Here is a 23,361-nt window from a genome sequence, read left to right as displayed (position 1 = left end):
CTTAACCGATTTTTCGGGAATTCGCGTCATGTTTTCAGAAACAGCGCGATGAATCGGAGGATTGAATGAGTATGGAGTTACAGGTCACCGCGCCCGGGACCAAGGGGTTCATGACGAGCTATCTTGAGGCGTTGGCGCTGGTCGAGCGTCTGCATCGCTTGCTTCTGGACGTCATCAAGGATGAATTCGAGCGTGTCGGCGTACTTGAGATCAACGCGGTGCAGGCCCTGCTGTTGTTCAACATAGGCGACCATGAAGTAACCGCCGGAGAGTTGAAGAGCCGTGGTTACTATCAAGGCAGCAATGTCAGCTACAATCTTAAGAAACTGGTCGAGATGGGCTATATGCACCATCAGCGATGCGAGATCGACCGCCGCTCGGTACGGGTACGCCTGACCCCGCGCGGGCGTGAGATTCGTGACATCGTGTCAGACCTGTTCGCCCGCCATGCAGAAGGGCTGCAAAACCGCGGCGTGATCGGGACCGATGGGATTGAAGAGATTACCGGTTCACTGCGTCGGGTCGAACGATATTGGACCGATCAGATTCGGTATATCTACTAATAGCTTTGATGGCTGAGTTTGGGAGAGCGACAGACCCTCAAGCTCACGGATCAGTTTACGTGTCATCGCATCTTCATAGGCTTCGAAGCCAAGGGCGACTTCGACGAAAGCATCGGGGCCTCGGATGACCCACGCGTGGTAATAAGCAGATAGCTCCCCAATCTCTACCTGGCGGGTGTCTCCTGGATTGGGGTCGTCGATACCGATTACAAGGGCATTGATTGTAATATCAGTGTTTTGCAGAGTGGCTTTTATGTCCCGCGGGTGATGTCCGAGATTGTGTTTACCATCACCGGACAGATCCAGTGTTCGCCGCCAGCAATCGCTTTGGCTCTCCAACATCTCAGCACCGTACAACATGGCCGACCCGACCGCCGTTCCCTGCGGCGCTGATGAGCGTGTTGTGCTTTCTAAATGTTGCTGAATTCGACGCAGATCAGCAGTCGAGCGAACATCTGTCCAACCAAGCAAGAGGCGTTGGTGGCCAGGTTCGCTCCATTCGTAGATAGCGATCCGAATAAAGGTAGACGGGTTTGAAAGGATCAGTTGAACCACCTCGGGATGGCGCAACGCCGCCGCAAGGCCACTAAGTTGCAACCTGTACTCACGACTGTCGACCGAACCAGAGACATCCATTCCCAACGCCAAAGCCTGTCGACATTGCGCTGAAAGCGGGTTGGCCAGCAGGCAAAGAAGTGTCGCACACAGGCGGATCATTTCGCATTATCCGGTTGCAACGCACTAAGTTCCAATCCTTTCAATTCCCGTTCCAGTTTGCGACGCATGGCACGCTCAAAATCTTCGAACCCGGCGGCGATCTCAAGAAAAGCTCCGGGTCCGTGTAGTACATTTTTCTGAAAGAACGGGATCAAGTCGATTTCTCCTTCGAAATCAGCTGCATTGATCACCAGACCATTCACGGTCGTGTTTTCGAACGGAAAGTGTTTGTAAGCGATCTGTGGCCCGTAGCCATCGTTGTTCTTGCCATCGCCCGAGATATCGATGGTTTGGAACAGACAATTCGGGGCGCTCCCCAGCAGGGTTGCCCCATAAGCCAGCGCGTGACCCATTGCAGTTGGAAACTCGTCTTCCGATCGCTTCGATGTCCCGATCCGATGCGCGGCGGAGATCAAATTGGCCCGAGTATCGATTATCGTCCAATCCAAAAGCAATGTTTGGTTGAAACTGCCGGACCATTCATAGACGGCTAATGCAACCGGTTGAGGTGAAAGGAAGAAAGCCTCCTGCACCTCGGGCGCAATCAATGCGTTGGCCAGCCCCTGTCGTTGCAGCGCATCCTCAGTCGCGTCCACCGAGGTCGAGATGTCCATGGCCAGCGCCAGCGCCAGGCGGCAGGTCTCGGCCCAAAGGGGGCTGCCCGCGACAGCCAGCCCCAATGCTCCCAGCCAGCGGATCACCAGTGGCCGGTGCTTTCCATGCTAGACCAAGGCTCTGCCGGGGCTAACGCTTCACCATTTTGCAGCAACTCGATCGAGACATTGTCGGGCGAGCGAACGAACGCCATACGCCCGTCGCGTGGCGGGCGGTTGATCACGACGCCATTGTCCTGAAGATGCTGGCAGGTCTCGTAAATGTTGTCGACGCCATAGGCGAGGTGCCCGAAATGGCGGCTGTCGCTTGGCAGTGCGTCGTCGCCATCCCAGTTGTATGTAAGTTCAATGGGCGCGTCCTCTTGTCCCGGTGGGGCGAGGAATACCAGTGTGAACCGCGCAGCCTCGCTTTCATAACGACGCGTTTCCTTCAGGCCCAATAGTTCATAAAACGCTATGGATTTCTCAAGATCCTTCACGCGGACCATGGTGTGGAGATATGTCAGCCCCATCGCGACTTTCCTTGCATTGGTTGTGATGCCAAGCACCTTAGCGCGCCTTCATCCCATGTCGAGGGGCTGGCCGGACACAATTCCGATTTAGCGCAATGCGCCGCACATATCGCGGTTCCGATGGCAAGCTTGCCGATATATAGTGGTCGGCGACTCATTGCTGGAAAGGATAATTTCATGCCTCTGTCTGTCGACCAACTGGCCGAGATCGAAGCTCAACGCGCACAGTCGAGCCCGACCCGCCGCGTCGTTGCCGAAGGTATGGAAGATCATCTGTACACGGCGCATCAGGTTCTGGATCACGGATTTGTCCGCGTTATCGACTATATGGGCGACGATGCTGCGATCTGTCAGGCCGCGCGTGTTTCCTACGGCAAAGGCACCAAGTCGGTGCAAAATGATGAAGGCCTGATCCGCTATCTGATGCGCCACTGGCATTCGACCCCGTTTGAAATGTGCGAGATCAAGTTGCACGTCAAACTGCCCGTGTTCGTAGCCCGCCAGTGGATCCGCCACCGCACGGCGAATGTGAACGAATATTCGGCGCGGTATTCGATCCTGGATCGAGAGTTCTATATCCCGGCACCCGAACATGTCGCCGCGCAATCCGAGGTTAACAATCAGGGCCGTGGAGACACATTGCAAGGCGAAGAGGCCGCGCGTGTGTTGGAGATACTGAAAGCGGACAGTGCGCGCTGCTATGACAACTACGAGGCGATGATCGGTCAGGACGGCCAGCAAGGGCTTGCGCGTGAACTGGCGCGGATGAACCTTCCAGCCAACATTTATACGCAATGGTATTGGAAGGTGGACTTGCACAACTTGTTCCACTTCTTGCGTCTGCGTGCCGACCCGCACGCGCAGTACGAAATCCGCGTTTACGCAGATACCATGTGCAAGATTGTCGCCGACTGGGTACCGTTTGCCTACCGCGCGTTTGAGGACTACCGCCTTGGCGCAGTCAACCTCTCGGCGCAGATGGTGACCTGCTTGCGTCGGATGCTCAGCGGTGAAGATGTCACTCAGGAAAACTCAGGCATGACCGCACGGGAATGGCGTGAGTTTGAGGCTGTTATCAGAGAGGGTTGATTCAACAGAAAACCGAGCACGTCCCAAGGTGGGCGCGTTCACTAGGGTTTGCGGTTAACGGCCTGAAATTGGCCGTCAACCTTCTTTTATCTTTCCCGCCGGGGCGGGCTGTGCCTTACAGCGGCTTCAAATCAGCAGCCATTTGGCGGCCGTCACGTCCGTCCTGCAACTCGTACGAGACTTTCTGATTGTCAGCGAGTCCGGTCAGACCGGATCGTTCTACGGCCGAGATATGAACAAACACATCTTTGCCCCCTTCATCGGGCGCAATAAAACCATAGCCTTTGGTTGTATTAAACCATTTCACGGTGCCGGTTGGCATTTCCCGTGTCTCCTTCTACTTACAAGTTGTCCCACAAATTGGTGGGGGCCTTGGCTGGCAAAACCGCCACACGTCACTGTTCGCCCTCACGATACAGCCCGGGTCGCGTGTTTCGCCTTTTTCAACATTACACGGTGAAGTAAAAAATCAAGAATAACTGGGGCAGCCTGATGGGTTTGTCTAAATTTGCAGCGATTACAGGATTAGTTAGATAATGCAGCTATATGGGTTAAAAACTTGCGATACGTGCCGTAAGGCATTGAAACTGCTTCCAGATGCGGTTTTCGTTGATGTCCGCGCGCAAGGGGTTCCCGAAAATGTGCTGTCCGAGGCGTACGAGACTTTCGGCAAAGCCTTGCTCAATACGCGATCAACAACCTGGCGGGGATTGGATGATGACACACGCAATCGACCGGTGCTCGCGCTGTTGGCTGATCATCCGACCCTGATGAAACGCCCATTGATAGTATCCGATGGTCAGATGTATCTGGGCTGGACGCCTGAAACCCTTCAGGCCCTTGGTGTTGCCTGAAGAACTGCTTATGTGACACGGGCAACAAGCGGAGACCTGTGAATGCGAAACGCTGCCATGATTTTAGGCGTCATTGCCGGGCTGATCGGGATGATCGTCGGCTTTTTTGGCTACGGCTTTGTGGAACTGATCGACCAGTTTGGTGAGATCGAAGGCATTGCCGAGCAGGTAGAGAACCCCGAGTTGATCCAGACGGCTTCGATCGTGGCGCCTTTGTTGGCAATCGTTGGCGGGGCGATGGCCCATTCGCGGGCTCTGATTGCAGGCATTTTGCTGCTGATTTCTGCCGCTGGGATGTACTACGCCTTTGGCTTCGGTGTTTTCACCATGTTCCCGATTGCCTTTGCAGGCGCAGCAGGGTTGCTCGGGCTCGCCGCAGGAAAACCGGACGAGCCCAAGGCACATTTCTAGGTCACTTCAGGCGTAATAACCGATCCAGAGACAGCGGACCCGCGCCGTTGATCACAATCACCAGCAGCAGGAATGTCCACATCACGCGCTGATCCATCAACGTAATTGCGTTGTCGAACAAGCCGCCCAGTTTGATGCCATGCCCGGTGACATCGGTCAGTGTTTGAACCCAGACAAATCCGATCATGCCAAGCGCGGCAAGGCGCGTCAGCAGGCCGACCAGCAAAAGCACAGGCAGGACAAATTCGGCCACTGTGCCAAAGAAGATGACGACCCGCTGGAAAAAGGTCATCTGAGTCACATCATACAGCACCGCCTCTGCAGCTTTGGGAAAGATCTGGCCGAAGGCTCCGGCCGATGGCGAAAAGATCGAGCCGTCGATTTTCAGCGTGGCCGAGTTCCAGTAGTAGACGAACAACACGGCGATAAAGACCACCCGAGCCAGGGTTGGTGTCAGCCAACCGGACGCGTGATCCGCTTTTTCCATCGCATTATTGTAAGTTGAGATCAGGGCAGTCATGTGTCCAGCCTTTCGATAGTCACAGAAGTTATTGCACCGCCCTGCAAAAGCAGTGCCAGAGTGGTTCCAAGATCAAATTCGGGTGTTTCGGCCATGGTGGATTCAAATGCCTCACCGATGGATTTGCCATCCTGAATCAGCGCGATCCATGCCGCACCACCCGGTAGCAATGGGTGTGGGGCAGGGTCGTATTCGGGACGCATGATCAAAATATCCTGAGCGCCCGCCTCGGGTTTCGGCGCGCCTTCTTCGGTGTTATATAGCCAGATCGCATGTACGGGCCAGCTTGAACGCAACACCTGCACCGACGGCGCGAGGGTCAGTTTGGCTTGCATCAAATCTTCCGGTGGCAAGCTGAGCGCTTCGGCATCTATGGGTTGTCGATCAGCGGCGTGGTAAGCCCTACGCAGCGCCAGTTCCAGACGGGCAACATCCGGCAGGTAGCCCAGATGCGACAACTGCTCCATTCCTTCCAGAAATTTAGGGAATTCCTCGCCATAAAACATCATCAGGGGTGAGGACGGCGGGTGCTGGCGCAAGAATATTCCAGCCAGCCCGTCCATATTCTGGGGGCCCAGAAGTTTTGTGATGACCGGGAAGGCTTGATGCATCGCCTCGGTCAGCGAGACGGCGACGTTGTTGCGATAGACGCTGAAGCGACGACCGGCGGGCTGCGCCTCGGCGTCCAGCAACCCATCGGGAATGGGCTTGTTGGCATCTAGCAGTGCCATGTGGAATGTCGTTTGCGACACGCTCATGCGGGCACGCGATCCAGCGCTTTTTGCGCGCGCTCGGCTTCGGCCCGTAACACCGGCCAGTCTGGCACATCGGTGTCCCATTCAATCAACAGGGGTTTGGGGCCGGATTTGTCTAGTACGTAGTCCAGCAGCGCCCAGACCGGGTCCACCACTTCGCGCCCGTGGCTGTCGATCAGCAAGGGATGTCCATGATCGTCCTCGTCCTCATCATGCCCGCCCAGGTGAATCTCACCGACTTGGTCCAGCGGGTAGGCATCAATATAGCCCTGCGGTGAGAAATCCAGATTGGTGGCTGAAACAAAGACGTTGTTCACGTCCAGCAACAGCCCGCAGCCGGTGCGCCGGGTGATTTCGCGCAAGAAATCAGGTTCCGACCATGTGCTTTCCTCGAAGGCCAAATAGCTTGAGGGATTCTCTAACAGCATTTGCCGCCCGACCACCTCTTGCACCTGATCGATATGGTCGCAAACGCGGGCCAGAGTCGCATCAGTATAGGGCAGAGGAAGTAGATCGTTCAGGAAATGGCTGTCATGGGTTGACCATGCCAAATGCTCCGAAAAGCTGGCCGGGCTCAACCAGCCGACAAGATGCTTCAGGCGGTCCAGGTGATCTGGGTCAAGTGGCGTTTCGCCGCCGATCGACAGCCCGACACCATGCACTGAAATCGGGAATTGTTCGGACAGGTGACGCAGTTGTGCCAGAGGTCTGCCACCATCGCCCATATAGTTTTCGGCATGAATCTCTAGCCACGCCACAGGCTTGGCTTGTTCAAGAATCTGCGAGAAATGCTGTGGTTTGTAACCAACGCCCGGTGCTGCAGGCAGCCGGTTCGATCTGAGCGCATTGTCCAACATTTGCAAATCCCCTGATTACGTGGAAAGGGCGGGCGATCCTGCCCGCCCTTTCTGGTTCATTCGGAAAAGCCTTATGCAGGCAGGTCACGCTCCAGCGGCTCAAGCGAGCCTTTGCGATCTGCACCGTCTGCTGTTTTCGGCAGCTCGATGTCTGCGCAGGTGCCTGCGTCAACCAGGGTCCATGCGTTGCCCTGATAGTCGACGGTCGAAGTGCCCGCGCAAGTTGTGCCGGGGCCGGCTGCACAGTCGTTCTGACCCGCCAGAGAAACGCCATAGCATTTTTCTTTGGCTTGGGCTGTTGCGGTTGTGGCCGCGCCGGAAACGGCTGCAGCAACTGCGCTTGCGATAACCAGTGTTTTTGCAGTGTTCGACATCTTGGTAATCCTTGTTAATGACTGCGTATGTCTGCTTGTGACAACGACAAGATAATGGTTCAGGGGCAGCAGTTGAATTCACGAGCCCGTGTCTCACAACCCCGTCAAAGGTCGTCATGCACCCTTGAACGTTAACAAATTGTTTTTGAATTGAAAAATGATATTTGTTTCAATCCGGCCCAAAATAACGGGCCGGATTTCTAGCGGTTTGCTGCCGAATGTTACAGCAGATCGGGGGGCGTTGCAGCCACGCTCAACTCATTTGTTACAGCCTCAAGCGATTGGACCTGCGTCTGTTTTTCGCCAAGGCGACGGACACTGACCGTGCGGTCTTCGACTTCACGGTGACCAACGGCCAGAATGATCGGCACTTTGCCGACCGAATGTTCGCGGACTTTATAGTTGATCTTCTCGTTGCGAATATCCGCCTCGGCGCGGATGCCTGCTGCGCGAAGGGTGCTGACCACTTCGGCCACATACTCATCGGCCTCGGAGGTGATCGAGGCCACAACGACCTGGCGCGGGGCCAGCCAGAACGGCAGCTTGCCAGCGTGTTCCTCGATCAGGATGCCGATGAAACGTTCAAACGAGCCCAAGGTCGCGCGGTGCAACATAACTGGGCGGTGTTTGCCACCATCAGCGCCGATATACGTGGCGTCCAGTCGCTCGGGCAGAACAAAGTCCACCTGATGCGTGCCGCATTGCCAATCCCGCCCGATCGCATCGGTCAGAACAAACTCGAGTTTCGGGCCGTAGAATGCCCCTTCACCCGGGTTGAGTTCCGGCTCGATCCCGGCGGCGCGGGTTGCGCTGAGCAGGGCGGCTTCAGCCTTGTCCCAAACTTCGTCCGATCCTGAGCGTTTTTCCGGCCGGTCCGAGAATTTGACCGAGAAGTTCTCAAACCCGAGGTCTTTGTAGATACCGGACAGGAACCGAATGAACTCAGCGGTTTCGGATTCGATCTGGTCTTCGGTGCAGAAGATATGGCCATCATCCTGGGTAAAGCCGCGTACGCGCATGATGCCGTGCAGCGCGCCGGAAGGTTCGTACCGGTTACACGATCCGAACTCGGCCATGCGCAGAGGAAGGTCGCGATAGGATTTGAGACCCTGATTGAAAATCTGCACGTGGCAGGGGCAGTTCATCGGTTTCAGGGCGTTGACCGCCTTTTCCCGTGCATGTTCCTCGTCCACTTCGACGATGAACATGTTCTCTTGGTATTTGTCCCAATGACCCGAGGCTACCCACAGCTTGCGGTCGACGACCTGAGGGGTGTTGACCTCAACATAGCCACCTTTGCGCTGTTGCCGACGCATGTAATCTTGCAGAAGAGTGTAGATGGTCCAGCCATTAGGGTGCCAGAAAATCTGCCCTGGGGCCTCTTCCTGCATGTGGAACAAATCCATCTCGCGACCCAGCTTGCGGTGGTCGCGCTTGGCGGCTTCTTCCAACATGTGCAGATGAGCCTTCAGCTTTTCCTTGCCGGTGAAGGCCACGCCATAGATGCGCTGTAGCATTGCGCGGTCGCTGTCGCCGCGCCAATAAGCCCCGGCGATTGACATCAGCTTGAACGCGTCGCCCGGCAGTTGACCGGTGTGCTGCAAGTGCGGGCCACGGCAGAGATCCTGCCAGTGACCGTGCCAATACATGCGCAGTGGTTCATCACCCGGGATGGATTCGATCAGCTCAACTTTATAGGGCTCATTATTGGCCTTGTAGAACTCGATCGCGCGATCGCGGTCCCAGACCTCGGTGGTCACCGGGTCACGCTTGTTGATGATCTCTTTCATCTTTTTCTCGATGAGGCCGAGATCTTCGGGCGTAAACGGTTCCTCACGGTCAAAGTCATAGTACCAGCCGTTTTCGATGACGGGGCCAATGGTGACCTTGGTTGCGGGCCAAATCTCTTGCACGGCGCGGGCCATGACATGCGCTAGATCGTGTCGGATCAGCTCATTGGCTTGCGCCTCGTCCTTCATGGTATGAATAGCGATTTGCGCGTCGGCTTCGATTGGCCATTGCAGGTCCCAATGCTGTCCATTCACCGTGGCAGAAATGGCTTTTTTCGCCAGCGAGGTCGAGATGTCGGCGGCGACCTGTGCGGGCGTAACGCCTGCTTCATAGGATCGGGAATTGCCATCGGGAAAGGTAAGGGAGACTGACTGTGAGTCCAGGGCCATATCGGCTCTCCTCGTCGGTTTGGCGCCCACTGAACGCCCGGTTGCGGGTTATGTATGCTCGGCTCATGTGGCAGGTGGGGACACAGGTGTCAAGGGCAGGAGCGAGGGGCCAGCCCCTCGCACTCCCCGAGGTATTTTTAGCCAGATGAAGAAGGATCGGGCAATTGCAGAGAGGTGCGTGACATGCATGATGGGCTGACAAGCAATGAGGGTAGCATGGCAGAGGCAGAATTTCTGGAAACCGCGCAGGGACGACGTCTGGCGTATCACAAGAGTGATGGGCGCGGGCCGACCATCGTTTTTCTAGGTGGCTTGAAATCAGATATGGAGGGCACCAAGGCGCTGCACCTGGAAGCGTGGGCTCGCGCGCGCGGGCAGGGGTTCCTTCGGTTTGACTATTCGGGGCACGGTGAAAGCTCGGGCGCCTTTACTGACGGGTGTATCGGGGACTGGCACGAGGATACGCTGGCCGCAGTTTCTCGGTTAACTGATGGTCCGCTGGTTGTTGTGGGATCGTCGATGGGCGGGTGGCAAGCGCTGTTGCTGGCGCGTGTCATGCCCGAACGGATCGCAGGTATGGTGACAATCGCGGCGGCCCCAGATTTTACCGAGGATGGGTATTGGGCGTCGTTTTCGAACGAGCAGAAATCTGAACTAGAGACGGTTGGACATGTGGAACTGCCATCGGACTACATGGAGCCCTACGTCATCACCAAGCGGATGATTGAGGATGGGCGGCAGCGGTTGGTTTTGCGCGCTTCGCTTGATCTGCCTTTCCCTGTGCGTCTCCTGCAGGGGACAGCAGATACGGCCGTCTCGACCGATACGGCAGTGCGCCTGCTGGATCATGCCACTGGTCCGGACATGCAACTGCTGCTGGTCAAAGATGCGGATCACAGGTTTTCGGATGAGCGATGCCTCGGGCTGATTGAGCAGGCTCTGCGAGAAGTCCTGGAATGCACCTGATGCGTCGCCTGGGCTGGGTTTTGGCGCGGGTGATGGTGGGTTTGACGCTGGTTGGTGTGTTGATCTACGCCTTTGGCCCGCGCGAGCCAGTGGACCTGCATCCGCGTTTCGATCCGCGCAATTTTGGCGAGGGCGTTCAGGTTTACTTTGAAAGCATCGAATCCGCCTATGATGACATCGTGCCAGGTGTTGAAAAGCGCGTGATCTGGCAGGATGGTTTTGTTGAACAGCGGACAGCTTTTGCGGTGCTCTACATTCATGGGTTTTCCGCCACGTCCGAGGAGATCAGGCCAGTACCTGATCGCGTTGCGGACGCGTTGGGTGCCAACCTTGTCTACACAAGGCTTCAGGGGCATGGCCGCGATGGGGACGCAATGGCCGAAGGTACGGCGTCGGGCTGGATGCAGGATACAGCCGAGGCGTTGGCTGCCGCCAGGGCTGTTGGTGAGCAAGTCATTGTGCTCGCAACCTCGACGGGGGCGACCCTGGCCGCCGCGGCTGCGATGGACACGAAACTGAGCACTGATGTGGCTGCGTTGGTTTTGGTATCGCCGAACTTTGGCGTAAACTCGGCTGGTTCCTGGGTGCCATCCTTGCCGTGGGCCCGGCATTGGCTGCCGCCATTGATGGGACAGGACCGGGATGTCTCAAGCACTGATCCCGAGAAGAACATCTTTTGGACAACTGTTTATCCATGGGAGGCGGTCGTGCCGATGTTTGCCCTTGTAGATGCGGTCAATGCGCTTGACTTCTCGGGCGCGCGGGTTCCGGCGCTGTTCTGGTTTTCTGATGATGATCAGGTGGTGCGTCCGGATAAAATGCATGAGGCGGCCAAGACCTGGGGTGGTCAGGCGATGGTTTCATTGGTGACAATGGGGCCCGGGGATGATCCGACCTCACACGTGGTCGCGGGGCGTCTGATGTCACCGGGTCAGACCGACGCGGCGGTCGCGGGCATATTGGAATGGCTGTCAGAGCAGGGGATTCCGAAGCAAAGCGGGGGCTGAATATGCGTAGACCGGGCAGTATGTGGAGCCTTGAGACGTTGGGTCGCGTGCGACTATCCCGGCATTTTTTCATGCGTGATTTTCTATATTCCGAGATCGGGAACTTTCACGAATTGCAAAATATTCCCGACAACCCTGATCTTGCGATCGAGACCGGGCGCGCGTTTTGCGAGACCCTGCTGGACCCGCTGGAAGAAACCTTTGGTCGTATCGCGGTGCGCTCGGGCTATCGCTCGCGATCACTGAACCGGTTCGGGAACGAGAACAGGTTGAACTGTGCCCGCAATGACAACCCGTTGGAGTGCCACATTTGGGATTGGGGCGAAGGTGACGCACGTGTAGCAGGGGCGTCGGTGGTAATTCCGTGGTTTGCAGACCGTTATGCGCAGGGGCGCGATTGGCGCGATTTGGCGTGGTGGATGCATGACCATCTGGATTATTCCGAGATTTGGTTCTTTCCCAAACTATGCGCGTTCAATCTGGTTTGGCGGCCCAAGCCTGTACGGCGGATCGACAGCTACATCGCCCCGCGCGGCTGCTTGTTGCGGGCCGGGGCGGAGCCAGATGAACCGCTGGGCCAAAGGCAGGAACGCTATGCGGATTTCCCACCGTTTCGGGCGATCAGCTATCCGTGAAGTTTTGCTTGCCCGCCGTTGGCAAACCTCTCATCCTGTAACAAAACAATAACAACGAGCGGAGGGCACCGAGGTGATCGAGCCGTTGGTTTTGCTACCCGGATTGATGTGCGATGCACGGTTGTTTCAGGCGCAGATCACCGCGCTGTCGCGTGAACGTGCAGTTATGGTCGCACCGATCACCGGCGGTGAACGGTTCGAAGAAATCGCGCCGGGCTTGCTGGATCAACTGCCGCACCGGTTTGCTTTGTGCGGGTTTGGTCTGGGTGGTGGCGTCGCGCTTGAGATCGTGCGGCGAGCACCTGAGAGGGTGACACGACTGGCCTTGCTGGCGACGGATGCGCAGGCCGACACACCTCATATCGCGGCGAGTCGCGAAGACCTGATTGTTGGCGCGCAGGCGGGGAGGTTGGACGAAGTGATGCGCAAGCTGATCGGCTCGGACATGTTGTCTCCCGGTCCGCAACGCATCCCGATTTTGAACGAAGTGTTGCAGATGGCCGAGGAATTGGGCTCGGATGTGTTTGTGCGTCAGATAAGAACCCTGCAACGCCGTCCGGACCAACAAGGCACGCTGCGCCGGATCAGGATGCCCACGCTGATCATTTGCGGTGCCCATGATGCGGAGAATCCGGTCCGCAAGAATACCTTCATGGCTGATCTCATTCCGGATGCAGAGTTGCGCGTGATTGATGAGGCCGGGCACTATCCGACACTGGAAGCACCCGAATCCGTGATTGCGATGCTGCAGGATTGGCTCCGGAAACCACTGCGGCTGACCTAGTCGTAGAAAACCGCGCGCTGGTTCTTGGTCAGAACAGTTGGTTGCACCACCGGCCGACCGGTTTCAGAGTCAAAGAATGGCGTTTTCTTCCAGCTCCCGAACAGACGCGATTTTAGTACGCGTTTAAGCAGACCCATAGCGGCATAGCGGATTTTCTCATGAGACTGCTTGCTGTCAGCCCTTGGCACAAATCCACGCGTTGTAATGGGACCCAAACTGCTGGGGTGGGGAATACGTTTGACGATAAAACCCGCGAACGGAAATTTTGGAGTTGTCGGCGTCGTGGCCAGCGGCGCGTTGCAGCATCTGGCATACCATCGCAACATGCCCTTGGGGCTAAGTTGCATAGCTGCCAAGTGCTCGACCCCTGCATCGATCTTGATGTCTTCCGGTGACATCTGAAACACCTCGACTGGGTCGGGCGCAGGGTCGGGCTGTTCAAAATACAGCTGAGCCGCGCGGCAGTCATGGCAAAAACACACGACATGAGTGCCGGATACGACGCCGTGTTCAGTAATGCGCCCCGAAAGGGCGCCGCAATTGCAACGGAAAGGAAGGTCTCCTGCCGCTGCGCGGCTCATGCAACTTTGTTGCTATTGGCGGCTCGTTGACGGGGTTTGCGGCTGTTTTCATTCATGAAATCAATCACTAGCGGACGGATGTTGTCGCGCCAGCTGCGGCCCGCAAAAATGCCATAGTGACCCGCGCCGGGTTCAACATGGCTGGCCTTTTTGCTGTCGGGCAGACCCGTGCATAAATCCAGCGCCGCAATGCATTGCCCGGGGGCTGAGATATCGTCATTCGTGCCTTCGACCGATTTCACAGCCACATCAGTGATCTTGCCGATATCTACCTTGTGGCCGGCTACAACGAACTCGTTGCGCGCGATCTCACGGTTTTTGAAGACACGTTCAACGGTCGAAAGATAGAACTCGGCAGTCATGTCCATCACCGCCAGATATTCGTCATAGAACCGGTTATGGGCATCGTGGTCGGATGCCTCGTCACGAATAACGCGCTGGATCTGATCCGAGAACGCCTTACTGTGACGTTCGGCATTCATTGACATGAACGAAGCCAGTTGTAGCAAGCCGGGATACACCATCCGGCCTACGCCCTTGTATTTAAAGCCAACCCGCTGGATCATCGTTTCTTCCAACTGACCCATCGTTACACGGCGACCAAAATCCGTAACCTCGGTCGGAGTTGCGTCGGGGTCGACGGGACCGCCGATCAGGGTCAGGGTACTTGGCTGCGCCTTCGGCTCGACCTCGGCCAGATAGGCGGTTGCGGCCAGAGTCAGCGGTGCGGGCTGACAAACCGCAATAACATGCGTATCGGGGCCGAGCTCTTTCATAAAATCGACAAGGTAGAGCGTGTAATCCTCTACATCGAACTTGCCTTCGGACACGGGAATGTCGCGCGCGTTATGCCAATCGGTAATGTAGACCTCACAATTGACAAGCAGGCTTTTGACGGTCGAGCGGAGCAGGGTCGCGTAATGCCCCGACATCGGGGCAACCAGCAGCACCTTGCGTGGCTGTTCTTTGCGCCCATTAACGCGGAAATGGATCAGGTCGCCGAAAGGACGCTCAAGCACGGTTGTGATATCGACCAGATGGTCCTTGCCGTCTTCGCAGGTAAAGGTGCGGATGCCCCAATCAGGCTTGACGACCATACGCTGGAATGTGCGCTCGGTTACTTCGCCCCATGCAGCCATCCAGTTGAAGGCCGGGTTGGGTGTCATCGAGAACAGGGGGTAGGATGCCATCGCGCTTGCGGTTGCACCAAGCCATTGGTTGGTGTTACGCATGGTTTCCATCAGGTCATAGGTCATCATGTAGCGCATCGAATGTGCCTCCTGAGTATCAGCCTGAGAATTCGGACCATTCGCCGCTTTGCCCCCCGACGCCAACGACGTTATTCTGCACAGCAGCGAGACTAGGGGGGAATTGTTAAAATGACAACTACCGAAGACCAGACGCCAAAACTGACCGAAGAACATATTGAACGACTTAAAGAAAATATGGACAAAGTAGAAGAACTGTCCAAACGCCTGGTCGAGGTCATGGCCGGAAAAACGCCGCACACCCCCGCTCTGGATGGCCCGAATCAAGAGCTTTTTGCAAAAGCAGCAACTGCGTATTGGGCTGAAGCGTTTCAAAACCCCACAAAGCTGTTGGAGCAGCAAATTGAGTATTGGGGAAAATCGGTTCTCAACTTTGCGGAAGCGCAGAAAGCGATGACCCAAAGCGACGGGGATGTGCCCCCAGCCGCTACCAAAGATAAACGGTTTGCCAATCCAATGTGGGAAACCAACCCCTACTTTCGCCTCATTCGCCAGCAGTACCAAACCAATGCCGAAGCGATCGCGCAGGCCGTTGCATCGGTTGACGATTTGGAAACCAAGGATAAGCAGCGTCTGCAGTACTTCTCGCAACAGATCATAGATATGATGGCACCGACGAATTTTCTGGCCACCAACCCCGATGCGCTGGAAAAGGCGATCGAGACCGAAGGGCAGTCCCTGATACAGGGGCTGGAGAACCTCGTGTCGGACCTTGAGGCCAATGACGGCGAAATGGTTGTCAGACTTGCTGACGAAAGTGCCTTTGAGATTGGCGGGAATATCGCAACTACACCCGGCGACGTCGTCTATCGCAACCGAATGATGGAACTGATCCAGTATAAACCGGTGACCGAGACGGTGCACGAAACGCCGATCGTTCTGTTCCCGCCATGGATCAACAAGTTCTATATCTTGGACCTGAAGGCTCAGAACAGCCTGATCAAATGGGTGACAGAGCAGGGCTATACCCTGTTTGTGGTCAGCTGGGTGAATGCCGATTGCTCACACGCCGATATTGGGATGGAGGACTATATTCAGGAAGGGTTCCTGACCGCCATCGAAGAGGCGAAGAAAATCTGCAAGGTCAAGCAGGTCAATGCTGTTGGGTATTGCATTGCTGGTACGACGCTGAGCCTGACGCTTTCGCTGATGAAGCAGCGCGGTGACAAGTCGATCAAATCTGCCACTTTCTTCACCACCCTGACAGACTTTGGTGAGCAGGGGGAGTTCACGCCGTTCCTGCAAAATGACTTTGTAGATGGCATCGAAGAACAGGTCTCGAAGGATGGTATTCTAAAGGCATGGATCATCGGGCGAACGATGTCTTTCCTGCGATCCAGAGATCTCATCTATACTCCGGCGATCCGCAGCTACATGATGGGTGAAACACCGCCAGCGTTTGACCTGTTGTACTGGAACGGCGACGGGGCCAACCTGCCAGGCCGGATGGCGATCCAGTATCTGCGCGGTTTGTGTCAGAGCAACGATTTCGTCGACGACGGGTTCGAATTGCTTGGCCATAAGCTGCATATCAAGGATGTCGATGTGCCTTTGATGGCGATCACATGCGAGACGGATCATATTGCCGCGTGGAAGGATTGCTATCGCGGGGTACAGCAGATGGGCGCGAAGTCGAAGACCTTTGTGGTTTCCGAGTCCGGTCACATCGCGGGCATTGTGAACCCGCCCAGTAAGAAAAAATATGGTCACTATACCAATCCTGAGCTGAAGTGTGATGCTGATACATGGCTGAAAGAAGCTGACTTCCACGAAGGTTCGTGGTGGCCGATGTGGGAAGCGTGGTTAAAGAAGCGATCAGGCAAGCAGGTTCCCGCGCGCGATACCGGCGATTCGGATCATCCACGCCTTTGCCCGGCTCCGGGTACCTATGTTTTGGTCAAGGCAAACCGCTGATATCATTTTGAAACTCAAAAATTTCTGCGTTGCAGCAAGAAAAAGCTTGCAATGCTGCGATGCAGCAATCATATTGCCTTCAAGCTGATGAGAACCGGGGTGGGCCCGGAACGGCTAGAAGGATTTAGGACAATGGCAAAGACCCAAGACTTTACCGCGACCCTGAAAGACATGATGGGCGCGTTCCCGGTTGACACAACCGCTCTGGAAGACGCATTCAAATCGACCGCTTCTCTGAACGAAAAGCTGTCGGGTGTTGCTCTGGACGCAGCTGAGAAATCAGCTGAGATCTCGAACAAATGGACCAAAGAAACCCTGGCCAAACTGACCGAGATGTCGAAAGCAAAAACCGAGCCTGCGGATTACGCAAAAGCTGCAACCGACTTCGCAAGCGCGTCGGCTGAAGTTGCCGCTGAAAACCTGGCTGCTTTCGCTGAGATCGCGAAAAAAGTTCAGACCGAAACAGTTGAGCTGTTGATGGCGGCTGGCAAAGACGCTGCAGAAGATGCAACCGCAGCCGTCAAAAAAGCCACCAACGAGGTGACCGCTGCCGCAAAGAAAGCAGCAACCGCCAAGTAAGTAAGGCTGCGATATAGCACCCATTCCTCCCAAATGGTGTAATCGCTTCGGGCAGGTCGCTTGACCTGCCCTTTCTTTTTGTTCTGCAGTCGCATAACCTCTGCTGCAACGCATCATCCTTGGGGAGGGTACAGGGTGTCGGAACAAGACAAACCGCTGCTGATCAAGCGCTATGCCAGCCGTCGGCTGTATAACACCGAGACCAGCGATTACGTGACGCTTGAAGATATAGCCGGTTTCATCCGCGACGGGCGCGAGGTTCAGATCATTGACCTGAAAACCGGTGATGACCTGACTCGTCAGTATCTGCTTCAAATCATTGCCGAACACGAAAGCCGTGGCGAAAATGTTTTGCCGATTAATGTGCTGAACGATCTGGTGCGCAGCTACATGGTGCCGGGCGGGGGCATGATGCCGCAATTCCTGCAAAGCTCGTTCGACATGCTGCGCGAGAGCCAGTCCAAGATGATGGAAAACATGAACGCCATGAACCCAATGTCCCAGATGCCGGGGTTCGAGGCGATGCAGGCGCAGCAAAAGGCCTTTCTAAAAGCCATGACCGGTGGTCTGTCGGGAAACTGGTCGGGGCCGGATGATGAACAAGAAACATCGCCCGAACCCAAAGAGGATTTGGACGACATCAAAAAGCAACTTGCCGAGCTGCAGCAAAAACTATCGAAGCTGAGCTAGCCTGACCGATGCGCTGGCTGTCTGTTCTGGGCGCGTTGATCTGGGCCCAGACTGCACAGGCCCAAGGCCAGTTTACATCCGTGTGGGAACCTATCTGCACAATGGGTCGGGATACGGCTGCGGGCTGCGACGAGATTCGCGCGCGCGAAATTCTGGATGCAACGACCCCGCCCTGGCGCGCCATTGGCCGGGTCAATTTTGCCAGCCGCAGTCAGCGGTCCCATTGTACAGGCGTGCTGGTGTCTGAGCGGCTGGTTTTGACCGCGGCACATTGCTTGTACAACAGCGCGCGCAACCGCTGGATTCCTCCGGCCAGTATCCGGTTTGCCGCAGGGTATCAGCGCGGCGAGGCTGCCGCCGTGTCCAATGTATTGGCCTATCGGCTGGATTCGGAACAGGGGCGCGACGGTGTATTCAACAATCGCGCCGATCTGGATTGGGCCGTGTTGGAGTTGGCCGAGCCAATTGGAGAGCAGGTTGGTTTTTTCGATATTTCCCGGACTGTCCCGCAGATGGGCTCGTTCGCGGGCTATCCCGGATTGCGGCCCCACGTGCTCAGTCGCACCGATAGCTGTAATGCCGCACAGGCCGGCCAAGGGCTGATGCGCGCGATCTGCCCCGTCATGATGGGGGATTCCGGTGCGCCGTTTCTGATGCAAACAGAAACCGGGCTTGCCGTTGCCGGGATTTTGTCGCGCGTCGCGCCAACCCCTGACGGGATCGACGCATTGTTACTTTCAGTTCATGACCTTGATCTGCAATAGTACTGACGATCAGGTCCCGTAGACTGGCACCGGGCCGACAACCTCGCCAACAGAAGCCAGCAGGATGTCCGAGATTACGTCCAGTTCATCGCGCGTCAAACGCACGGGCAGACGTACATCGCAGGCCTTCATCAGCATCGCACGGGTCTGTGGCAGGTCGAACTGTTCGGGTAGGAACTGCCAGTTCCAGAAGGCACGAGCGTTATCCTGACTCAGGCCAAAGACCTGCACCTTGACACCGCGTGCCTCGGCTGCGGCGGCAAAGGCGCGGATTTCATCGTCGCTGAGGTCAACCAGATTGAATTGGATCGAATCCGGTGCGCGCTGCTCGGGTGTCAGGGGGGCAGGGACATCGATGTAGGGCGATGTGTTCAGACGATCAGCCACATAGTCATGGTTTGCCAGCCCGTCGCGGACACGGCGGGCTAGTTCGGGGATTTGTGGGCGAATGACTGCGGCGCTGAGGTTGCTCATGCGCAGGTTAAACAGTGGCAACTGGTTCTGCCATTTGGCAAAGGCCTGTTCCAGCTCTGGTGAGCCAGAGTGCTTTTTCCAGTTGTGTTCGTATGCGCCCGACATGATAACAGCGCGCGCCACAAGATCCGCATCGTCGCTGACCAGAATGCCACCTTCGCCTGCGTTGATCATTTTATAGGACTGGAACGAGAAGCAGCCGACCTTACCGATGGTGCCAATATTGCGCCCATGCCAGGTTGTGCCCAATGAGTGGGCGGCGTCTTCGATCACCGGGATATCGCGCGCTTCGCACAGCTGCATGATCGCGTCCATGTCCGAGGTATGGCCGCGCATATGGCTGATGATCACTGCCTGCACGCTGTCCAGCTTGGCCGTGAAATCGGCCATATCGACGCGATAATTGTCCCCGACCTCGCACAGAACCGGAATGCAATCCGCGTGCACGATTGAAGACGGCACGGCGGCAAAGGTAAATCCGGGGATCAGAACCCGCGCATCGCGGGGAAGCCCAAGCGCCTTGAGCGACAAAAACAGCGCGGCAGAACAGGAAGAGACCGCCAGCGCGTATTTTGTGCCGAGCAGTTCGGCAAACTCTGTCTCCAGAAGAGCAACGGGCGCATCCTGAGGTGCGGTATAGCGAAACAGATCGCCTGACTTCATCAGGGCGTCGATTGCGTCTCGGGCGGCTGCGGGGATGGGTTCGGCTTCATGAACGTTGGGTACAAGCGTCATATTTGGATTTCCCGAATTTTATCTTTGGGAAATATAAATTCGATGTGCAGGCAAGCCAAGTCCCAATTCGCATCGTCAGCGAGATTTCACCAATTCGTCGTAAAGAATGTGTTCAGATTCCCAGCCTGTCACGCAGCGCATACCAAGTCATGGCCAGTATCAGCAACGGCGTCCGCAAAGCAGGACCACCCGGGAATGGCACTGCAGGAACGCGGGCCATGGTATCGAACCCCTCAGCCTGCCCCTGGATCGCCAACGCCATGAGTTGCCCCGCATGGCTCGCGGTGCCGACGCCGTGGCCAGAATAACCCGAGGCGGACAGGATATTTGGCGCAACCCGGGTCAAATAGGGCATGCGCCGCATGGTGATGCCCAGCGTTCCGCCCCATGCGTAGTCGATTTTGACGTCACGCAGATGCGGAAAAATCTCGGTCATCGGCTTGCGGACTTTTGCGGCGATGTCCTCGGGGAAACGATAACCATAACTTTCGCCACCCCCAAACAGCAGCCTGCCATCGGCGCTTAGCCGGAAATAGTTTATCACGAACTTGGTGTCAGCAACGGCGATATCTTTGGCCAAAACTTTTTGCACTTCAGCGCCCAAAGGTTCGGTTGCCGCGATGAAATTGTTGATGGGCATCACGCGCGATGCAACTTGCCGGTTCAGATCTCCGAGGTATCCGTTGCAGGCCAGAATAACGTGATCGGCAGTGATCTTGCCCTTTTCAGTGCGTACAGTGACACGAGCGCCCTGATCGATGCCAAGAGCTTCGGTGTCTTCATGCAGTCTTAATCCGGCTCTGACAGCGGCACGCGCAAGGCCGAGGGCGTAGTTCAACGGGTGTAGGTGCGCGGCACCATTGTCCAGATACCCACCCGCATAGGCTGGTGAGGGGCAAAGTCCGCGCGCGGCATCGGCATCTAAAGTTTCGATTTGGTCGTATTTGTATTTACCCGACAGATGCGCCGCGTGATCATGTAGCTCTGCGCGCTCCGAGTTGTTAAAGCCCAGAACCGCAATGCCGGGCTTCAGGTCGCAATCGATCTGATGTTTTGAGATCAGAGATTTGACCAGATCCTTGGCTTCTTCGGCCAGATCCCAAAGCTTTAACGCGTCTTCATCACCGACAAGCCGTTCAAGATCCTCTTGATCCAAACGCTGCGCGCTGCCCAGTTGGCCTCCGTTGCGACCCGAAGCCCCAAAGCCCGCGCGATGAGCTTCCAGCAGGACAACATCGAACCCAGCCTCAGCCAGGTGCAATGCTGCCGAAAGGCCCGTATATCCGCCCCCGACAATGCAGACATCTGCGGAATGGTCGCCTTCAAGCGCCGGGTGGCGGTCAAAGGCGTGCGCCGTCGCGGCATACCAGCTTGGCGGGTACTCCGCCTTGCGGTCATTAGAATACAGCAGGTTCATCGCGTCTTTGCCCTAGACGTTCATCAGCAGATGCTCGCGTTCCCACGGGGAAATGACCTGCAGGAACTCTTCGTACTCAGCACGTTTGACGATGCCGTAGACACGGGCGAACTCGGGACCCAGAACTTCGTGCAGGGCAGTGGCTTCATCAAACAGATCCAGAGCTTCACCCATGATCTGAGGGATATCGCCGTCGCCTTCATAGGCGTCGCCATAGAATTGGCGGCGTGGGCGTTCTTGCTGAGTCAGGCCCAAATAGCCACAGGCCAACGACAATGCGATACCAAGATAAGGGTTGCAGTCCATGCCTGCGATGCGGTTTTCGACCCGGCGCGCCTCGGGGCCGGACAGAGGTACGCGAATGCCAGTTGTGCGATTGTCGCGTGCCCACTCCAGATTAATCGGGGCCGCATGGTCTTTGACGTAGCGACGATAAGAATTCACATACGGTGCCATCACCGCCAGCCCTGCAGGCAGGTGGTTCTGCAAGCCGGCGATGAAGTTGTAGAAGGCGTCCGTTTCTCCGCCCTGAGGGCCCGAGAAGATATTCTGACCCGTTTCCATGTCGATAATCGAGTGATGGATGTGCATGGCCGAGCCCGGTTCATCTTCGATCGGTTTCGCCATGAATGTTGCAAAGCAGTTGTGACGCAACGCGGCTTCGCGGATCAGGCGTTTGAAATAGAATACCTCGTCCGCCAGCTTCACCGGATCGCCATGACGCAGGTTGATCTCTAGTTGTCCGGCACCGCCTTCTTGCGTGATCCCGTCGATCTCAAACCCCTGAAATTCGGCAAAGTCGTAGATGTCGTCGATCACCGGCCCGAATTCATCCACCGCTGTCATCGAGTAAGCCTGCCGCGCCGCCGCAGGTCGGCCCGAGCGGCCCATCATCGGCTTGATACCCTGCGCCGGGTCTACATTTGGCGCGACAAGAAAAAACTCCATCTCGGGGGCGACAACCGGCTTCCAACCTTTGTCGTGATACATCTTCACAACGCGTTTGAGCACATTGCGGGGGCTGAAAGGGATCGGCTCTCCATCTCGATCGAACGCGTCGTGAATCACCTGCAAGGTCCAGTCACCCGTCCAAGGAGCGGCCGACGCAGTTGAGAAATCGGGTTTCAGGATCATGTCCCGCTCAATGAAACCGTCCTCACCTGCAGCTTCGCCCCAATCCCCTGTGATGGTCTGGTAGAAAATGCTGTCGGGTAGGTGAAAATAGGATTGCTTGGCAAACTTTGACGCCGGGACCGCCTTGCCGCGGGCGATGCCGGGCAGGTCAGAGATGATGCATTCAACCTCATCCAGCCGTTTGCCTTCAAAGTAGGTGCGCGCCGCCTCAGGCAGCTGATCTGTCCAGTCGGCCATCAGGCCCTCGCTTTCTTTAGGAACTCTGCCATGTGGTGTCCGATTTTGGCATTATCATCCGGGGCATCTTTCCGGTTCGCTGCCGCCTGCATCAACGCATCGGGAACCACGCCTTTGCCTCGGGTCTCCATCAAGCCCTGTATGAAGTCATTTCCATATTCAGGATGGGCCTGCACGGTCCAGATCGTATCGCCATAGGTGACCATGGCGTTTTGGCAAAAGTCATTCGTACCGGTGACCACCGCACCTGCGGGCAGTTTGGTCACTTGATCCTGATGCCAAGCATTCAAGGTGACGGTCTGATCGCCAAAGCTGTATTCCGTGCGTCCTACAGCCCAGCCACCATCAAACTTTTCCACTTTTCCACCAAGCGCTTGCGCGATGATCTGATGTCCAAAGCAGACACCAATCAAGGGGTTCCCTGTCTTCTGAATATCCCGGATCAGCTGTTCAAGCGGGGGAATCCAAACGTGATCTTCGTATGCGCCATGACGAGATCCGGTGATGATCCACCCGTCGGCCTGATGCGCGTCTTCCGGAAACTCACCATCGACCACTGCGTATGTTTGGAATTCAAAGCCGTTCCCACCCAGTAATGCGCGAAACATGCCATCATATTCCCCGAATTGTTCATGCAATTCATCGGGTGGGTGGCCGGTTACAAGGATGCCGATTTTCATAGTTCACCAAATTTGATCAAATTTATTCTAACGGAGCGAAGCGAGCTGGG

At 56.3% G+C, this 23,361-nt stretch carries 27 protein-coding genes; 12 read left to right on the top strand and 15 right to left on the bottom strand.

Annotated features, from left to right (window positions below; genetic code table 11):
* Positions 1-65 precede the first annotated feature (65 nt).
* Positions 66-563, top strand: a complete 498-nt coding sequence (locus ACR0AU_RS05615; protein WP_170393651.1) for a MarR family winged helix-turn-helix transcriptional regulator — start codon at positions 66-68, stop codon at positions 561-563.
* Here ACR0AU_RS05615 and ACR0AU_RS05610 read toward each other — a convergent pair.
* Genes ACR0AU_RS05610 through ACR0AU_RS05600 form a run of 3 tightly spaced genes read right to left on the bottom strand, consistent with a single transcriptional unit; the run spans position 510 to position 2,406 of the window.
* Positions 510-1,280: a DUF1194 domain-containing protein gene (locus tag ACR0AU_RS05610; protein WP_170731829.1), complete on the bottom strand. Its 771-nt coding sequence runs from the start codon at positions 1,278-1,280 to the stop codon at positions 510-512. The genes ACR0AU_RS05615 and ACR0AU_RS05610 overlap by 54 nt on opposite strands.
* Positions 1,277-1,981: a DUF1194 domain-containing protein gene (locus ACR0AU_RS05605; RefSeq protein WP_170662131.1), complete on the bottom strand. Its 705-nt coding sequence runs from the start codon at positions 1,979-1,981 to the stop codon at positions 1,277-1,279. Before ACR0AU_RS05605 ends, ACR0AU_RS05610 begins: the two co-directional genes overlap by 4 nt.
* Positions 1,978-2,406, bottom strand: coding sequence for a VOC family protein (locus ACR0AU_RS05600; RefSeq protein WP_170393645.1), 429 nt, complete (start codon positions 2,404-2,406; stop codon positions 1,978-1,980). The genes ACR0AU_RS05605 and ACR0AU_RS05600 overlap by 4 nt, the downstream gene beginning before the upstream one ends.
* Before the next feature lie 177 nt (positions 2,407-2,583).
* Between ACR0AU_RS05600 and thyX the strand changes: the two genes are divergently transcribed.
* Entirely contained in the window at positions 2,584-3,495 is a 912-nt protein-coding gene (thyX, locus tag ACR0AU_RS05595; RefSeq protein ID WP_480795384.1) for an FAD-dependent thymidylate synthase, read from the top strand.
* A gap of 115 nt (positions 3,496-3,610) precedes the next feature.
* Here thyX and ACR0AU_RS05590 read toward each other — a convergent pair whose 3' ends face one another.
* Positions 3,611-3,817, bottom strand: coding sequence for a cold-shock protein (locus ACR0AU_RS05590; RefSeq protein WP_008758035.1), 207 nt, complete (start codon positions 3,815-3,817; stop codon positions 3,611-3,613).
* A 214-nt stretch (positions 3,818-4,031) separates the two neighbouring features.
* Here ACR0AU_RS05590 and ACR0AU_RS05585 point away from each other — a divergent pair, with 214 nt between their 5' ends.
* Positions 4,032-4,349 carry an ArsC/Spx/MgsR family protein gene (locus ACR0AU_RS05585; RefSeq protein WP_170596070.1) on the top strand — a complete coding sequence of 106 codons (318 nt, stop codon included), beginning with the start codon at positions 4,032-4,034 and terminating at the stop codon, positions 4,347-4,349.
* A gap of 42 nt (positions 4,350-4,391) precedes the next feature.
* Positions 4,392-4,760 carry a hypothetical protein gene (locus tag ACR0AU_RS05580; protein ID WP_170596068.1) on the top strand — a complete coding sequence of 123 codons (369 nt, stop codon included), beginning with the start codon at positions 4,392-4,394 and terminating at the stop codon, positions 4,758-4,760.
* A gap of 1 nt (position 4,761) precedes the next feature.
* On the opposite strand, the gene ACR0AU_RS05575 is transcribed toward ACR0AU_RS05580, so the two are convergent.
* From ACR0AU_RS05575 to thrS, 5 genes are all read right to left on the bottom strand, one after another.
* Positions 4,762-5,280 carry a DoxX family membrane protein gene (locus ACR0AU_RS05575; protein WP_170393639.1) on the bottom strand — a complete coding sequence of 173 codons (519 nt, stop codon included), beginning with the start codon at positions 5,278-5,280 and terminating at the stop codon, positions 4,762-4,764.
* Positions 5,277-6,038 carry an HvfC/BufC family peptide modification chaperone gene (locus tag ACR0AU_RS05570; RefSeq protein WP_170731833.1) on the bottom strand — a complete coding sequence of 254 codons (762 nt, stop codon included), beginning with the start codon at positions 6,036-6,038 and terminating at the stop codon, positions 5,277-5,279. The genes ACR0AU_RS05575 and ACR0AU_RS05570 overlap by 4 nt, the downstream gene beginning before the upstream one ends.
* Entirely contained in the window at positions 6,035-6,892 is an 858-nt protein-coding gene (gene bufB, locus ACR0AU_RS05565; RefSeq protein WP_480795383.1) for an MNIO family bufferin maturase, read from the bottom strand. The genes ACR0AU_RS05570 and bufB overlap by 4 nt, the downstream gene beginning before the upstream one ends.
* A gap of 71 nt (positions 6,893-6,963) precedes the next feature.
* Positions 6,964-7,266: a BufA1 family periplasmic bufferin-type metallophore gene (locus ACR0AU_RS05560; protein ID WP_010439128.1), complete on the bottom strand. Its 303-nt coding sequence runs from the start codon at positions 7,264-7,266 to the stop codon at positions 6,964-6,966.
* Between the two features lie 221 nt (positions 7,267-7,487).
* Positions 7,488-9,446 (bottom strand): threonine--tRNA ligase, encoded by a 1,959-nt coding sequence (gene thrS, locus ACR0AU_RS05555; RefSeq protein ID WP_170421002.1) that lies wholly within the window; start codon positions 9,444-9,446, stop codon positions 7,488-7,490.
* 216 nt (positions 9,447-9,662) lie between these two features.
* Here thrS and ACR0AU_RS05550 point away from each other — a divergent pair, with 216 nt between their 5' ends.
* The 4 genes from ACR0AU_RS05550 to ACR0AU_RS05535 all read left to right on the top strand — a co-directional run bounded on the left by ACR0AU_RS05550 (position 9,663) and on the right by ACR0AU_RS05535 (position 12,838).
* Complete coding sequence (locus tag ACR0AU_RS05550; protein WP_170731837.1) at positions 9,663-10,412, top strand: alpha/beta fold hydrolase; 750 nt, start codon at positions 9,663-9,665, stop codon at positions 10,410-10,412.
* Positions 10,403-11,419, top strand: a complete 1,017-nt coding sequence (locus ACR0AU_RS05545; protein WP_480795382.1) for an alpha/beta hydrolase — start codon at positions 10,403-10,405, stop codon at positions 11,417-11,419. The genes ACR0AU_RS05550 and ACR0AU_RS05545 overlap by 10 nt, the downstream gene beginning before the upstream one ends.
* Positions 11,420-11,439: 20 nt before the next feature.
* Positions 11,440-12,054: a hypothetical protein gene (locus ACR0AU_RS05540; RefSeq protein ID WP_170732430.1), complete on the top strand. Its 615-nt coding sequence runs from the start codon at positions 11,440-11,442 to the stop codon at positions 12,052-12,054.
* A gap of 73 nt (positions 12,055-12,127) precedes the next feature.
* Positions 12,128-12,838 carry an alpha/beta fold hydrolase gene (locus tag ACR0AU_RS05535; RefSeq protein ID WP_170393627.1) on the top strand — a complete coding sequence of 237 codons (711 nt, stop codon included), beginning with the start codon at positions 12,128-12,130 and terminating at the stop codon, positions 12,836-12,838.
* On the opposite strand, the gene ACR0AU_RS05530 is transcribed toward ACR0AU_RS05535, so the two are convergent.
* Positions 12,835-13,419 carry a DUF6151 family protein gene (locus ACR0AU_RS05530; protein WP_170731841.1) on the bottom strand — a complete coding sequence of 195 codons (585 nt, stop codon included), beginning with the start codon at positions 13,417-13,419 and terminating at the stop codon, positions 12,835-12,837. The genes ACR0AU_RS05535 and ACR0AU_RS05530 overlap by 4 nt on opposite strands.
* Positions 13,416-14,687 (bottom strand): polyhydroxyalkanoate depolymerase, encoded by a 1,272-nt coding sequence (phaZ, locus tag ACR0AU_RS05525; RefSeq protein ID WP_170404873.1) that lies wholly within the window; start codon positions 14,685-14,687, stop codon positions 13,416-13,418. Before phaZ ends, ACR0AU_RS05530 begins: the two co-directional genes overlap by 4 nt.
* Positions 14,688-14,798: 111 nt before the next feature.
* Between phaZ and ACR0AU_RS05520 the strand changes: the two genes are divergently transcribed.
* The 4 genes from ACR0AU_RS05520 to ACR0AU_RS05505 all read left to right on the top strand — a co-directional run bounded on the left by ACR0AU_RS05520 (position 14,799) and on the right by ACR0AU_RS05505 (position 18,634).
* A complete protein-coding gene (locus ACR0AU_RS05520) occupies positions 14,799-16,601 on the top strand; it encodes a PHA/PHB synthase family protein (protein WP_480795381.1) in 1,803 nt (600 codons plus the stop codon).
* A gap of 132 nt (positions 16,602-16,733) precedes the next feature.
* Positions 16,734-17,180, top strand: a complete 447-nt coding sequence (locus ACR0AU_RS05515) for a phasin family protein (protein WP_029621740.1) — start codon at positions 16,734-16,736, stop codon at positions 17,178-17,180.
* 135 nt (positions 17,181-17,315) lie between these two features.
* The gene (phaR, locus tag ACR0AU_RS05510) at positions 17,316-17,870 is read left to right on the top strand and encodes a polyhydroxyalkanoate synthesis repressor PhaR (RefSeq protein WP_170404880.1); all 555 of its coding nucleotides are present in this window, start codon (positions 17,316-17,318) and stop codon (positions 17,868-17,870) included.
* Positions 17,871-17,878: 8 nt separating this feature from the next.
* Positions 17,879-18,634 carry a trypsin-like serine protease gene (locus tag ACR0AU_RS05505; RefSeq protein ID WP_170393616.1) on the top strand — a complete coding sequence of 252 codons (756 nt, stop codon included), beginning with the start codon at positions 17,879-17,881 and terminating at the stop codon, positions 18,632-18,634.
* A 9-nt stretch (positions 18,635-18,643) separates the two neighbouring features.
* On the opposite strand, the gene ACR0AU_RS05500 is transcribed toward ACR0AU_RS05505, so the two are convergent.
* The 4 genes from ACR0AU_RS05500 to ACR0AU_RS05485 all read right to left on the bottom strand — a co-directional run bounded on the left by ACR0AU_RS05500 (position 18,644) and on the right by ACR0AU_RS05485 (position 23,311).
* Positions 18,644-19,843 (bottom strand): DegT/DnrJ/EryC1/StrS family aminotransferase, encoded by a 1,200-nt coding sequence (locus ACR0AU_RS05500; protein ID WP_480795380.1) that lies wholly within the window; start codon positions 19,841-19,843, stop codon positions 18,644-18,646.
* Between the two features lie 112 nt (positions 19,844-19,955).
* Positions 19,956-21,260, bottom strand: a complete 1,305-nt coding sequence (locus ACR0AU_RS05495; RefSeq protein ID WP_480795379.1) for an NAD(P)/FAD-dependent oxidoreductase — start codon at positions 21,258-21,260, stop codon at positions 19,956-19,958.
* 12 nt (positions 21,261-21,272) lie between these two features.
* On the bottom strand, positions 21,273-22,631 hold the full coding sequence (locus ACR0AU_RS05490) for a glutamine synthetase family protein (RefSeq protein ID WP_170731847.1): 1,359 nt from the start codon (positions 22,629-22,631) through the stop codon (positions 21,273-21,275).
* Complete coding sequence (locus ACR0AU_RS05485) at positions 22,631-23,311, bottom strand: type 1 glutamine amidotransferase (protein ID WP_170731848.1); 681 nt, start codon at positions 23,309-23,311, stop codon at positions 22,631-22,633. Before ACR0AU_RS05485 ends, ACR0AU_RS05490 begins: the two co-directional genes overlap by 1 nt.
* Between the last annotated feature and the right edge of the window lie 50 nt (positions 23,312-23,361).

This window comes from Ruegeria sp. CG1, assembly GCF_056537265.1.
This window is presented reverse-complemented; position numbering and strand designations above follow the sequence as displayed.